Genomic DNA, 14031 nt, shown 5'->3' on the forward strand with positions numbered 1-14031 from the left:
CCTTTCATTTTCCTTTATATGTTTTAATATCACAAAATATATAAAGGATTTTTTATGAATATCACAAATGAGCAATTGTATAACAAAAGACGTCATTTTTTAAAACTAGGTGCTGGAGCTTTGGTTAGTTCAGCCTTAGTTCAATCTGAATTAATGGCATTAAATTTCTTTCCTGATCCTAACAATGAAAAATTAAAACTTAGCGATGAAAAAATTGCAACTAATTATGTTAATTTTTATGAATTTTCTACTGATAAAAAAAGAGCTGTAGAGCTTGCAAAAAATTTCAGTACAAAGGGCTGGAAAATAGAAGTTAGCGGGGAAGTTGAAGAACCTTTGACTTTAACCATGGAAGATTTATTAGCCTTTCCTTTAGAAGAGAGAATTTATAGATTTCGTTGTGTTGAAACTTGGTCTATGGTAGTGCCTTGGGTTGGTTTTGAATTGCGCGCTTTGATAGAAAAATGCAAAGTTAAAAGTGAGGCTAAATTTATAAAATTTACCACTCTTTTTGATAAGAATCAATTTGCTGATCAAGCCTCATTTTTTCCAACTCTTGATTATCCTTATGTAGAGGGCTTAAGATTAGATGAGGCTATGCACCCACTAACGTTTATGGCTGTAGGAATGTATAAAAAGCCTTTATTAGGACAAAATGGAGCGCCAATTCGCCTCGTAGTTCCATGGAAGTATGGCTTTAAAAGTATAAAATCTATTGTAAAAATAGAATTTACTAAAGAACAACCTAAAACCACATGGGAGCTAGCCAACCCTAGAGAATATGGATTTTATGCTAATGTTAATCCAAATGTCTCTCACCCAAGATGGTCTCAAGCAAATGAACGTCCTTTGGGAGATTTTTTCACTAAGCCTACGCAAATGTTTAATGGCTATGAAAAAGAAGTAGCACATTTGTATAAAGATATGGATTTAAAGGTTAATTTTTAATGAGCAAAAAAATTTATAATATCGGTGGATTTTTAGCCTTTGTTTTAAGTATTATTTTTAGCATCTATCAAATCATGCAAGAATTTGATATTGTAAAATCTGTATATTTTTATAGTGGTATATTTGGCTTAATCTTTTTTGGATTAAGCCTATTTTTTTCACTTTTAAAGTATAAACACACAAAAGACTACCCTAAATTTTTAGGTTTTTATGCATTTTTTTGGGCTTTGATTCACTTTTTAAATTATTTTGCTTTTGGTAAAAATTTAGATTTAATGCTTTTTTTCAAAGATACTTTTAGTAAAAATTTAGAATTTAGTGGTTTTGTAAGCTTTTTCATACTCACACTTATGTTTATAAGCTCATTTAAACTTTTTAAAAAATTAAGTAAAATAAGAAAACTTGGATATTTTTGCTTTTTACTAGCAACTTGGCATTATTTTTTATCTGCAAAAATACCACAAATTCCACATTTTTTGGCTTTAAGTCTTGCAGTAGTTTTTTTGCTTTTTAAACTATATAAAAATTATAAAAAGAGAAAAAGAGTAACTTTTTTGTAAAAATTTTTGTTTTTATAAAATACTTTAAGAATAAAAATATAAATATACTCTTAAAATAAGACTTGATATATCTTATTTTAAGGACAATCATGCAAAGAAGGGACTTTTTAAACGGAATGGCTTTAACTATACTTGCAGGAATGACTCCTTTGCAAATATTATATGGTAAAGAAGCCAAAATCGAAGATTTCACTAAAGAATACTACCCGCCAAAATGGCTTGGACTAAGGGGCAGTAATAATGCAAGTTATGAATTTGCACATATGCTAAGAGATGGTGAAAAATTTGACTTTAGCGCTATCAAACCTAAACAAGAATATGATTTGGTTGTAGTTGGAGCTGGAATTAGTGGTTTAGCAGCTGCCTGTTTTTATCAAAACAAATTTGGAAAAGATAAAAAAATTCTTATCCTTGATAATCATGATGATTTTGGTGGACATGCTAGAAGAAATGAAATAGATTTAGAAGATGGTACTATTTTAAGTTATGGTGGTAGTGAAACATTTCAATCACCAAAGGCGTTATATTCTAAAGAAGTAGTAGATTTATTATCATCTTTGGGTGTGGATATTGATGAACTTGCTAAACGTTTTGATGTAAATTTTTATCCTGATTTAAAACTTAGCAGGGGTGTGTATTTTTCTAAAGCTGAATTTGGAGTAGATAAAGTCGTAAGTGGTAACCCTAGAAAAGTAATTTGTGATGATATTCCTGAAGAAAAAAGCAATGGAAGAAGCATTGAAGCCTTTATAGGGGATTTTCCACTTAATGATAAAGATAAAAAAGATCTTATTGCTTTATTTAAAAGCGAAAAAGACTATTTAAAAGGCATGGATAAAAAGCAAAGAGATGAATATGTAGCAAAAACAAGCTATAAAAAATTCTTAGAAGAAAAAGTTAAACTTTCACCACAAGCTGCAAAATTCTTTGAAGGTATGACAGATGACTTTTTGGCTTTAGGCATTGATGCTGTTTCTTGTGAAGATGCTAGAGTTTCTTTCTTACCTGGTTTTGATAAACTTGGTCTTGATCCAATCGAAGGAGAGGCTTTAGCTGAAATGGAAGAACCATATATCCATCACTGTGCTGATGGCAATGCTACTGTTGCTAGATTAATGGTTAGAAGATTAATTCCTGATGTGTCTAAAAAAGGCAAAGATATGGACGAGATTACCTTGGCTCATTTTGATTATTCTAAACTTGATCTTGCTAAAAACAAAGTACGTTTAAGATTAAACAGCACTGTTATAAATGTAGAAAATACAAAAGATGGAGCTTTAGTAACTTACGTTAATAAAGGCAAAAATTACAGAGTAAAAGCTAAAAAAGTTGTAATGGCAAATTATAATAGTATGATTCCATATATAGTACCAAGCATGCCACAAGATCAAAAAGATGCTTTAAGTAAAAATGTAAAAACCTCTCTTTTACACACTAAAGTTATTATAAGCAATTGGGAACCATTTATAAAACTTGGGGTTCATGAAATTTATTCACCAAAAATGCCTTATGCTAGAACTAAACTTGATTATCCTGTGGATATGGGAGGATATCACCACCCAAGAGATCCTAAAAAGCCTATTTGTGTTCACATGGTTTGCTCTCCTTTGGCTTTTGCAAACATCCAAGGGATTGATCTTGATGGAATGGACGCAAGGGATAGAGCTAGAGTAGGCAGAAATTTATTATTCACTATGAGTTTTGAAGAGCATGAGAAAATTATTCGCGATCAACTCCAAGGTATGCTAGGTTCAGCTGGATTTAATCATGAAAAAGACATTAAAGCTATAGTTGTAAATCGTTGGGGACACTGCTATTCATATACAGAAAACAGTCTTTTTGATGATAGCAAAGAAGCACAAAAAACTATAGAGCTTGCAAGAAAACCTTTTGGCAATATCGTTATAGCAAATTCAGATTCTGATTGGTCAGCTTATATGCATTCAGCAATCGATCAAGCATATCGTGCTGTTAACGAACTTTAACAATCAAACTCCTTTTTAGGAGTTTGATAAATCAATCATCGTTTTTGATACCAATATAAATTAAAGCTAAAAGCATATAATTTACTAATCTAGTAGCATCAGGCAAGCCATTCCAAGTTTTACTCATCCACATACCAAACCACTCCGCAGCTACCACTTGAAAACCAAAAAACCAAAGCAAACAACAACAAGTTAAAGCAATAATTCCAAATTTTTTAGCTTCATGAAAAGTTTTTGCATCTGAATTTCTTGCATTAAACATATCCAAAGCACCTTTTAAAGCAGTTAGCATAATAAAAGCTTCAAAACAGATAATAAAAATATAAGCAACATGATGAATAGTAGGATTTGTAATAGCTCTATAAACAATAGCATTACCTAAATAATCAGGTTTAGTATCCATACTCATAACATGCTTTACAAACTGAAAATTTGAATTGTAATCAGTTACATTACCAAAAACAACAATAGCCGCTAAAGAGGCAACTGTAAGCAAAATAATCATTTTAGAATATCTTACTATATTCATCATAGAAAAACCGCAATTGCAATTCATTCTAGTACTCCTTTTTGTTAAATTTATATTAATATATTATAGAAAATATTAAATAAACTTAAATACCTAACGTAATCTTAAAGAATTTAGCACAACTGCTACCGAACTAAAACACATTGCCAAAGCTGCCAAATGCGGACTAAGACTTATAAATGGCACAAAACCTGCTGCAATAGGAATACACAAAGCATTATAAATAAAAGCCCAAAAAAGATTAAGTTTGATGATATTTTTAGTTTTTTGAGAAAGCTCAAAACAATAAGCTATTAAAGATAAATCATCTTTTATCAAAATCAAATCTCCACTTTTTTTAGCAAGCTCACTTGCTTTGGAAAAACTTATGCTTGCACTAGCTAAATTTAAAGCAGGGGCATCATTGATACCATCTCCTATAAAAAGCACTTTTTCTTTTTTAATTTTTTCTTTTATAAAATCAAGCTTTTGCTCGGGTTTTAAGTCAGAATAATATTCATCTATATTAAGCTCATTTGCTATTTTAGTAACACTTTTTTTATTATCACCACTTAAAATAATACTTTTTACACTTTTTTGTTTTAAATTTGCTATCAAGTCTTTAGCTTCGTTTTTAAGTTCATTTTTCAGGCAAACCCCACCAAGACAAATATTATTTTTTGCAAAATACAAACATATAGGTGCTTGATCTTCAAATTCTTGCAAAAATTGCTTGCTTTTTTGTATATCAACACCATTTTCAAGCATTAATTTTTCATTGCCTATTAAATATTTATCATCATTTTCCTCATAAAGCAAACCACTACCCACTAAAACACTTAATTTTCCTTGCAAATTTAAATTTACATTCAATTCTTTAGTAAAAGCCTTTGCGATTGGGTGTGAGCTTAAATTTTCAATTTGGGTGAGTTTTTGAAAATCTTCTTGAGTTAGATTATACTTATAAACACTTAAGTCATCTTGACTTAAAGTACCTGTTTTATCAAAAATAGCAAGTTTTATACTAGCTAAATTCTCTAGCACTGCTGGATTTTTCACTAAGATAAAATTTCTTGCTCCATTTGCTAAAGCACCAACTATGGCTATAGGGGTTGCTAAGCCCAAAGCGCAAGGACAAGAGATTAAAAGCGTAGCACAAGCATGTAAAAATGCTGCATTAATTCCTTCTTTAAAATACCAAAAAGCAAACACAAAAAGCGATAAAACAATAATACAAGCTACAAAATAAGCTGAAATCTTATTAGCTAAATTTGCTAAAGGTGTTTTGACACTACCTGCTTTAAAAACAAGATCTTTGATTTGTTCTAATGAACTTTCAATCGCCTTTTTATTAGCCTTAATCTTTAAGCTTCCATTAATCAACACAGTTCCTGCTAAAATCTCATCATCTTGCTTTTTTAAAAGTGGTAAAAACTCTCCTGTTAAAAAACTCACATCAACCTCAGCTTCACCTGCTATAATCATCCCATCAACAACAACGCTTTCGCCCTCTTTTACTAAAATCACATCATTTTCTTTTACAAAAGCACTGGGTATGCTTTTTATACTTCCATCTTCTAAGATTATATTAGCTTTTTTAATATCTATGTTTTTTAATTTGTTTTGATATTCTAAGGATTTAAATTTAGCCTTTTCTTCTAAGTATTTACCCAATAAAACAAAGCTTATAATCATCGCTCCGCCACTAAAATATAAATAACCATCTTTGCTAAATACCTCAAAATACACAAAAAAAGAATATACAAAAGAAGTAAAGGAACCTAAGGATATCAAAGTGTTCATATCTAAATTTTTATGTCTTAATCCTTTAAGAGCGTGGATAAAAAAACCTTTTCCACAATAAAAAATCGCTACCATAGATAAAAACATTTGAATTAAAGCAGAAATATTTCCTTGAACAAACATTTCAAAATACATCACAATAGAGCTTAAAATTATACTCATGATAAGCTTTGTTTTCATATTTTTAAGCTCTTTGAGTTTAAACTCGTATAAATTTTGCTCTTCTTGTAATATCTCAAAACCCAAAGCTTTGATTTTTTCTTTGATTTTTACTTCCAAAGATAAATCTTTAAGCAAAAACACTCCACTAGAGTTGACATAAGAAACACTTACATCTTCTACTCCATCAATTTTTGCACAAACTTTTTCTATAGCATTAGAGCAATTAACACAAGTCATATTGCCTATTTTTAATTTTAACTCATGCTTCATCTATCTCAAAACCTAAATCTTGCAATTGTTTTTTGAACTCTTCAACTTGTTCTGCTTTTAAATCAATCTCAATGCTTTTTGTTTCAACATTTATTTGCATAGTACCAAATTTATCTTCCAATGAAGCCTTGATTAAATTTACACAACTTTGACAATTAATATTTTTAGTTTTTATAATCATTTATTCTCCTTTTTCTCTGTATTCATATTTATGAGAGTGAAAAATTTTATTTTTTATCAATTTAAAGCCCATTTTTTCATAAAGCATTTTTGCATTTATATTTTCATCTTCTACGATTAATGAAAGCTTTTTACCATTTTTTAAAGCTTCATTGAAAGCACATTCAATCAATTTCTTAGCAATGCCTTTTCCTCTTGCTTTTTCATCCACGCAAATACTATCCAAGTAAAACTCATTTTCACATTCTTTTAAAACTTTTTCATTAATTCCTAAAAATTCTAAATGCTCATTTAAAGGCTTATCTAGCTCATCTGCCAAAGCCCCATCGTAAAAACAAATCGCACCTAAAATTTCACTATCTTCTTCATAAACATATATATTTTCATAGCTTAAACGATTATTTTCTTGAGTGAAGAAATTTTCTAAAACCTCTATAGCTTTTTGATGATCATTATAACCACTAAGTTTATATATAAAATGATCCATTGCCAAAGCAAGCAATTGTATGCATTTTTTAACATCATCTCTCCTAGCTTTTCTGATCACTCTTTTACTCCTTTAAAATCAAATTTAGACTTCTTAGTTTATACTTTTAACTTTAAAACAATATAAGAAAGAGAGAATTTATGGGAAGAGCGTTTGAATATCGCAGAGCCTCTAAAGAAGCAAGATGGGATAAAATGAGCAAACTTTTTCCAAAACTTGCAAAGGCTATACAAGTAGCAGCAAAAGAAGGCGGAGCTGATCCTGATATGAATCCAAAGCTTCGTAGTGCCATAGCTACTGCAAAAGCTAATAATATGCCAAAAGACAATATCGATGCAGCTATTAAAAGAGCAAGTGGAAAAGATAGTGCTGATATTAAAAATATCCACTATGAAGGAAAAGCAGCACATGGAGCTTTAATTATCGTTGAGTGTATGAGTGATAATCCTACACGCACAGTAGCAAATGTAAAAGCTATTTTTAGCAAAAATGGCGGAGAAATTTTACAAAATGGCTCTTTAACTTTTATGTTTTCACACAAAGCTGTTTTTCATCTTGAAAAATATGATGGAGATTTAGAAGAACTTGAGCTTGAACTCATTGATGCAGGACTTGAAGAACTTGAGCAAAATGATGAAGAATTATTAGTCATAGGTGATTACACTGCTTTTGGTGAGCTTAGTAATGCCATAGAAAAAAAAGGCTTAGTGCTTAAAAAAGCAGGACTTGAATACCTTGCAAACAATCCTGTAAGTTTTAGTGAAGAACAACTTCTTGATATTGAAAAATTGCTTGATAAATTAGAAGATGATGATGATGTACAAGCAGTTTATACCAACATAGAATAGGAGCAAAAAATGCTTAAAAAAATCGACACAAAAGATGCAAAAAAATACAATTTTGCTATCATTAGCACCGAAAAAGGTGATATGAAATTAGAATTATTTCCCGATGAAGCACCGCAAACTGTGTGTAATTTTGCTAACTTAGCTAATGATGGTTTTTATGATGAGCTTGTTTTTCACCGTGTGATTCCAAATTTTGTGATACAAGGTGGTTGTCCTTATGGTATAGGTTCAGGTGGTCCTGGTTATGAGATAGAGTGTGAATGTGACGATCAAAAACACAAGCACTTAAGAGGTAGCTTATCTATGGCTCATGCTGGTAGAGATACAGGCGGATCACAATTTTTCATTTGTCACAGCCCACAGCCTCATTTAGATGGAGTACATACTATCTTTGGACAAATCAATCCTGAAGATAAAGAAAGTTTGGAAGTACTAGATAGCATTAGAGCAGGAGATAAAATCAAAACTATCCAAATTTTAGAAAAACTTTAATTTTACATCTCCTTAAAATTGTGCTATGATTTTTTAAGGAGATTAACTATGCATTTTATTTTTATTTGTATTCATCTTATTTGTGCTGTATTTTTTATAGCTTATGTATTTTTTGATGTATGTGTTTATCGCTTTGCTTATAAACACCAAAGTAAAGAAGATTGCGATAAAATCAAAAAAGCCTATACTAAATCAAGTATTATTATCTTTGCTAGTATTTTTATCTTGCTTTTATTGAGTGGATTTTATCTTTTGAGTTTTTATGAAATTAACTCTTTTTGGGATTTTTTTGCAAGTAATTTTGGCATATTTTTATTTATCAAACTTTTATTATTAATAACAATGCTAGTTTTGACTTTTTACTCTTTATTTTTTATAAAAGTTTTAAAAAGAAAAGACCCTTTAAAATCTCATTTAATCGCATTGATTTTATGTATTTTAATAGTCATTTGTGCAAAAGCGATGTTATATTTTTAAAACATTAAAACTAAACTTATATCATTAGCATAAAAAATAAAGGTTATTTATGCTTGGTGATATTATAGATTTTTTACTCACCCTTGCAAAAGATTGGGGTTATTGGGGGATTATTTTTCTTATGTTTGTAGAAAGTTCCTTTTTTCCTTTTCCTAGCGAAGTAGTGATGATACCTGCTGGATATTTAGCTCATCAAAACGAGCTTAACTTTTGGCTATGTCTATTTTGTGGGACTTTTGGAGCTCTTTTAGGGGCTTTGCTTAATTATTATTTATGTTATTTTTTAGGGCGGGAAGTTCTTTTAAAAATATGCAAATATTTTGGAGTTAATGAAACAAAATTTGCTCAGTTTGAAGCTTTTTTTAATAAACATGGTGAAATATCTACCTTTAGTGGTAGATTAATCCCAGGTTTGCGTCAATACATTTCTTTACCTGCCGGACTTGCGAGAATGAATTTAAAAAAATTTATATTTTATACTAGTTTGGGGGCTGGAATTTGGTGTTTAATCTTGCTTATATTAGGCTATGTTTTAGGTAAAAATGAAGATCTGATTAAAGAATATTTGCATTTTGTTATTGTAGCTTGTATTGTTTTTGCCATTATGATTGTAGCTATTTATATCTATATCCAAAAAAGAAAAAAACACTTTAAAAATTTCTAATTTTAAACACCTAGTTTAATTAGCTAGGTGTTTTATAATTTTCTTTGATTTAATATATATTTTTCTAAAAACCTTTAAATTTATATGATTTTATATTTGATTTTTGATAAAATCTTATAAAAACTATTTCAAAGAAAAATGTTATGCAAAAACCATCAATTCAAAATTTAACAGATTTTTTAATCGAATACATTAGTGTTTTTTTAAGCGCTGGAACTTACACAGCAAGAGTGGCAAAGTGCGTTGGAAGGATAGCTAATGCATATGGTTATGAGATTAACATGAATTTTTTCTTTCATCATACCACACTAAATATTTTTGATAAAGATGATAATTCCATACAAAGAACCTATATCATACCCAATAAACACAATCATATTAACTTTAAACTTATATTAGCACTTAGCGCATTAAGCTGGCAAATTCATGATCATAAATACAACCTAGAAGAAGCTAAATTTTCTCTTTTAAAACTCAAACAAAGTAAAAGAAATCCTTTTTTAGCGAATTTGTTTTTAGTATCAGCAGCAAATTCGGCCTTTTGCAAGCTATTTGGAGGAGATTTTTATGGCTGTTTATTTGTATTTTTAGCTACTTTAGTAGGTTTTAGCTTAAGAGTTTTACTCACTAGAATAAAAATTGATTTAAGAATTCAATACATTATTTGTTCTTTTTTATCCTCTTTTATTGTATTTTTTGGAGTGGATTTAAAACTCGTGCAAGAAGCTAATGTTGCTTTAGGTTCTAGTATATTGTATTTAATTCCTGGTGTTTATTTTATAAACTCCGTTATAGACATTTTAAAAGATCATATACTCATGGGACTTAGTCGTATTATAAGCGTAGCGATATTAGTGTGTTGTATTGCCATTGGAATTTATACTACTCTTAGTATTAGTGATTTTGGGATTTTAAGATGATTGATTATTCTTCTATACTTTGGGATATGTTTTTTGCAGCTTTAACAGGTTTTGGCTTTGCTTATGTGTGCAATCCACCCTTTAAAACACTCATACTTTCAGCCATATTAGCTGCTATAGCTCATGGTATGCGCTTTACTTTGATGGGGTATTTTGGCTTTCAAACCTTAGCCATTGCAACCTTTATAGCTTCTTTTAGCATAGGCTGTCTTGGTTTATTTTTAGCTAAGATTTTTAAAACACCTGCTGAAATCATAGCTTTTCCCGCTCTCATTCCTATGATACCTGGAATTTATGCATATAAAGCCATATTGTATTTGATTTCTTTTATACGCTCAGAGGATATTAGCGAAAAGACTAATTTCTTGATTCAATTTTTCGATCATTTTTTTACAACGCTTTCAGTAACACTAGCTCTAGCAGTAGGAGTAAGCGTGACTTTACTTTTGTTTTTTGAGCAAAGCTTTATGATGACAAGAAGTATTAAAAAAAGTAAAAATCACGACCAAAATTAATCGTGATTCATTTTATTTTTTGCCTCTATTCCCATAAGTGCAAAAGCTGTTTTAATACTTAAAGCACATACGGCAAAAAGTTTTAAAAGCTCATCTTCATTACTTGAGCCAACTACTTTATTTTCATTATAAAATTTATGAAATAAAGAAGCTAAATTTTTTAAATAATCAGGAATTTTTTGCAAGGCTCTTGACTCAAATGCATCATTAAGTACTGCTTTTAAATTTAAACTTTCAAATAAAAGATTCATACCATCTTCATTTAAACTCTCAAATTTAGCATGCATAACATCATTTACACTTTTACCTGCTTTAGTAAATACTTGATGAATTCTCGCATGAGCATAATTAATATAATACACAGGATTAGAGTTATCTTCTTTTTTAAACTCATCTACATCAAACTCTAAATGTGTATCACATTTTTTACTAATAAAAATATATCTTAGCACATCACTACCAAGCTCTTCTAAAACATCACCCATTAAGATGAAATTTCCTGCTCTTTTACTCATTTTATAAGGTTCGCCATTTTTTAATAATGAAACCATTTGCGCTAGAATAATTTCAAGATTTTGACTATCATGTCCTAAAAATTCCATAGCAGCTTTCATTCTAGCTATATAGCCATGATGATCAGCTCCCCATATATTAATACACTTATCATAACCACGGCTCATTTTATCTTTATGATAAACTATATCAGCAGCTAAATAAGTTCCTTTTCCATCATCTTTAATAATCACACGATCTTTTTCATCGCCTTTAGCACTTGATGCAAGCCATATTTTACCATCTTGCTCATAAGTACCACCATGCTCTTTTAAAGCTTTTAAAGTATTTTCTAATTCATTATAATAGCTTGTTTCACTCACATAAGCATCAATAAATATCTTAGCATCGGCTAAATTTTGCTTGATAATTTTAAGCATTTTATCTTTAGCCCAAAGTGCTAATTGCGGAATGTTTTCTTCTACAAAGAAATCTTTTTCAAATTCAGCAAAAGCCTCTTTTGCTACATCTACGATATATTCACCTTTATAATACTCATCAGGATATTGAACTTGCTCTTTTAAACAATGCTCTTTCACTGCAAGTAATATAGAAAGACCTAAAAGATAAATTTGATTACCCGCATCATTGACATAATACTCTGTATCAAATTTATATCCTAAATGCCTAGCAACCCTAGTTAAAGTATCGCCAAAAATAGCTCCTCTAGCATGTCCTATGTGTAAAGGCCCTGTTGGATTTGCACTCACATACTCGAGTAAAAAACTCTGCTCTTTTTTATCATCTTTTGCAAAATTCTCACTATCGCCCAAAGCTTGCGTAGCTAAAGAATTTAAAAAAGCTCTTGAAAGCTTAAAATTTACATAACCATTTAAAGCTTCTACACTTTCAAAACAATCACAATCTTTTAACTTAGCAACAATATCATTAGCAATTACCATGGGATTTTGCTTTAATTCTTTAGCTAAAGAAAAAGCCAAAGGTGTAGCAAAGTGGGCTAGATTTTTATTCTTAGGATTTTCTAAGATAAAATCTCTTCCTATTTTTTCTTTAATTTTTTTATAAACTAAAGTTTTCAATGTTTTACCTTAAGCTTTTTTTACTTCTTCATTGTTTTCTTTTACAAGCACATCTTTTTCATTGATTTTTTCAATTTTTTGTGCATCTTCTTGAACAATTTTTTTATCATCTTCTGTGTTCATTTCATCTTTAAAAGTTTTAATACCTTTTCCTAAGCCTTTAGCAAGCTCTGGAATTTTTTTTGCACCAAAAAGTAACACCACAATAAGTAATATAATCAACCATTGAGTTCCGCTTGGCATATGCATTTTATTCTCCTTTATTCCATTGAATTTGAATTTGTTTTAAATCATGTTTTGTACTTTTTAATTTCGAAGCTTCAAAAACTGCTTCTAACTCCCTATAGCTTTTTTCAAGATCATCATTTATGATTAAAAAATCATATCGATCCAAATAAGCCATTTCATCACTAGCATTTTCTAATCTTTTGCTAATATCTTCTATTTTATCAGTATTTCGCTTAAGCAATCTTTTTTCAAGTTCTTTTTTATTTTTGGTTGTAATAAAGACAGAAGTAATATATTCAGGCATTTTTTCTTTAGCTATACAAAAACCTTGCACATCAATATCAAAAACGACACTTTTACCCTCTTGTAATGCTTTTTTTACGGGGATTAACGAAGTGCCATAATAATTTTTATGCACCAAAGCCCATTCTAAAAAATCGCCTTTTTTTATACCTTGTTTAAATTCTTCTTCACTGATAAAAAAATAATCTACTCCATTTTTTTCATTTTCTCTAGGAGCTCTTGTTGTACTAGAAATAGAAAAATAAATATTATCTTTTTCTTTAAAAAGCCTTTGAAGCAAGGTACTCTTACCTGCTCCACTTGGCCCTGAGATGATTAAAATTTGACCACTCAATGTTTATCCTCATCAAAGCTTATATTAATGTTTATATTCATTTTCATGCCTTTTAAGGCTGCTTTTAAAGTATCATCGGTAATACTTGAAGTAATAGTTTGAGCTATGCTTTTACTAAGTTCATTTACCATTTCATCTTCTTGTAAATTTTCTGCTTTTTCTTTAGTATTTACCTTGCCCTCTTCTTTCTTTTCTACAATAACTGAAGCAAGCTCTTCACCTAAAGCTAACATAATATCATTTTCATTTAAATTTGCAAACTCATCTTGTATATCATCTAAAATTGCACCCATATTTTCCTCTATATTTTCCTCTATATTTTCCTCTATATTTTCCTCTATATTTTCCTCTAAATCTAAAACCTGCGCATTTTCATTATTACTTGCTTCTTGAGTATCAAAATCTTGCATTGACTCCTCATCAAGACCATTCAACTCTTCATCAAGTTCATCAATAGCAGCTAGTTCTTCTTTTATTTTATCTTGAGTGCTTAATTCCTCTTCTGGCTCAAATTCCATAGCTTCATCTTCTAAAAGCTCTTCTACCAAAGGTTCATTTTCTTCTACAACGCTATTATTTTCTTTTATTTCCCCAATAAATTGAGCATCCTCAGGCAAATCATCAAAACTCATCTCTTTTTCACCCATTTCTTCAACCATAGGCAATTCATCAAAAGAATCCATTTTGGCGGGATTTTCTTCTATATTTTCTTCTATATTTTCTTCTATATTTTCTTCTATATTTTCTTCTATATT

The 14031-nt window shown here is 29.8% G+C and carries 16 protein-coding genes and 1 pseudogene; 9 read left to right on the plus strand and 8 right to left on the minus strand.

The genetic code is table 11. The features are described from left to right. The first annotated feature begins 54 nt into the window (after positions 1–54). The 3 genes from msrP (at position 55) to L8W55_RS05800 (ending at position 3493) form a co-directional block, all read left to right on the plus strand. Positions 55–948 (plus strand): protein-methionine-sulfoxide reductase catalytic subunit MsrP, encoded by an 894-nt coding sequence (gene msrP / locus L8W55_RS05790; RefSeq protein WP_263677766.1) that lies wholly within the window; start codon positions 55–57, stop codon positions 946–948. Then, positions 948–1508: a sulfite oxidase heme-binding subunit YedZ gene (locus L8W55_RS05795; protein ID WP_263677767.1), complete on the plus strand. Its 561-nt coding sequence runs from the start codon at positions 948–950 to the stop codon at positions 1506–1508. The genes msrP and L8W55_RS05795 overlap by 1 nt, the downstream gene beginning before the upstream one ends. A gap of 89 nt (positions 1509–1597) precedes the next feature. Continuing rightward, complete coding sequence (locus L8W55_RS05800) at positions 1598–3493, plus strand: NAD(P)/FAD-dependent oxidoreductase (RefSeq protein ID WP_263677768.1); 1896 nt, start codon at positions 1598–1600, stop codon at positions 3491–3493. Positions 3494–3524: 31 nt separating this feature from the next. On the opposite strand, the gene L8W55_RS05805 is transcribed toward L8W55_RS05800, so the two are convergent. The 4 genes from L8W55_RS05805 to L8W55_RS05820 form a co-directional block, all read right to left on the minus strand. Further along, complete coding sequence (locus L8W55_RS05805) at positions 3525–4049, minus strand: DUF2165 family protein (protein ID WP_263677769.1); 525 nt, start codon at positions 4047–4049, stop codon at positions 3525–3527. Between the two features lie 66 nt (positions 4050–4115). Next, positions 4116–6236, minus strand: a complete 2121-nt coding sequence (locus tag L8W55_RS05810; RefSeq protein ID WP_263677770.1) for a heavy metal translocating P-type ATPase — start codon at positions 6234–6236, stop codon at positions 4116–4118. Further along, entirely contained in the window at positions 6226–6417 is a 192-nt protein-coding gene (locus tag L8W55_RS05815) for a heavy-metal-associated domain-containing protein (protein WP_263677771.1), read from the minus strand. Before L8W55_RS05815 ends, L8W55_RS05810 begins: the two co-directional genes overlap by 11 nt. After that, complete coding sequence (locus L8W55_RS05820) at positions 6418–6963, minus strand: GNAT family N-acetyltransferase (RefSeq protein WP_263677773.1); 546 nt, start codon at positions 6961–6963, stop codon at positions 6418–6420. It lies immediately after the preceding gene. Between the two features lie 80 nt (positions 6964–7043). Between L8W55_RS05820 and L8W55_RS05825 the strand changes: the two genes are divergently transcribed. The 6 genes from L8W55_RS05825 to L8W55_RS05850 all read left to right on the plus strand — a co-directional run bounded on the left by L8W55_RS05825 (position 7044) and on the right by L8W55_RS05850 (position 10819). Next, the gene (locus tag L8W55_RS05825) at positions 7044–7751 is read left to right on the plus strand and encodes a YebC/PmpR family DNA-binding transcriptional regulator (RefSeq protein ID WP_039626618.1); all 708 of its coding nucleotides are present in this window, start codon (positions 7044–7046) and stop codon (positions 7749–7751) included. Between the two features lie 9 nt (positions 7752–7760). Continuing rightward, positions 7761–8243: a peptidylprolyl isomerase gene (locus L8W55_RS05830; protein ID WP_263677775.1), complete on the plus strand. Its 483-nt coding sequence runs from the start codon at positions 7761–7763 to the stop codon at positions 8241–8243. A 48-nt stretch (positions 8244–8291) separates the two neighbouring features. Continuing rightward, entirely contained in the window at positions 8292–8720 is a 429-nt protein-coding gene (locus L8W55_RS05835; RefSeq protein WP_263674712.1) for a trehalose-6-phosphate synthase, read from the plus strand. Positions 8721–8769: 49 nt separating this feature from the next. Beyond that, complete coding sequence (locus tag L8W55_RS05840; RefSeq protein ID WP_263677776.1) at positions 8770–9384, plus strand: DedA family protein; 615 nt, start codon at positions 8770–8772, stop codon at positions 9382–9384. Between the two features lie 143 nt (positions 9385–9527). Then, complete coding sequence (locus L8W55_RS05845; RefSeq protein ID WP_263677778.1) at positions 9528–10304, plus strand: threonine/serine exporter family protein; 777 nt, start codon at positions 9528–9530, stop codon at positions 10302–10304. Continuing rightward, complete coding sequence (locus tag L8W55_RS05850; protein ID WP_039618755.1) at positions 10301–10819, plus strand: threonine/serine exporter family protein; 519 nt, start codon at positions 10301–10303, stop codon at positions 10817–10819. Before L8W55_RS05845 ends, L8W55_RS05850 begins: the two co-directional genes overlap by 4 nt. On the opposite strand, the gene argS is transcribed toward L8W55_RS05850, so the two are convergent. The 4 genes and pseudogenes from argS to L8W55_RS05870 all read right to left on the minus strand — a co-directional run. Beyond that, the gene (gene argS / locus L8W55_RS05855; RefSeq protein WP_263677779.1) at positions 10816–12411 is read right to left on the minus strand and encodes an arginine--tRNA ligase; all 1596 of its coding nucleotides are present in this window, start codon (positions 12409–12411) and stop codon (positions 10816–10818) included. The two genes, L8W55_RS05850 and argS, sit on opposite strands and share 4 nt — an antisense overlap. Positions 12412–12420: 9 nt before the next feature. Continuing rightward, the gene (locus L8W55_RS05860; RefSeq protein ID WP_039618758.1) at positions 12421–12660 is read right to left on the minus strand and encodes a twin-arginine translocase TatA/TatE family subunit; all 240 of its coding nucleotides are present in this window, start codon (positions 12658–12660) and stop codon (positions 12421–12423) included. Between the two features lies 1 nt (position 12661). After that, positions 12662–13276 (minus strand): guanylate kinase, encoded by a 615-nt coding sequence (gene gmk / locus L8W55_RS05865; protein ID WP_263677781.1) that lies wholly within the window; start codon positions 13274–13276, stop codon positions 12662–12664. Then, positions 13273–14031 (minus strand): annotated as a pseudogene (locus L8W55_RS05870) (hypothetical protein); the annotation flags it as partial. The pseudogene L8W55_RS05870 and the gene gmk, both read right to left, overlap by 4 nt.

Origin of the sequence: Campylobacter sp. FU_520, assembly GCF_025772385.1 — a bacterium.
Taxonomy (GTDB): Bacteria; Campylobacterota; Campylobacteria; order Campylobacterales; family Campylobacteraceae; genus Campylobacter_D; species Campylobacter_D lari_C.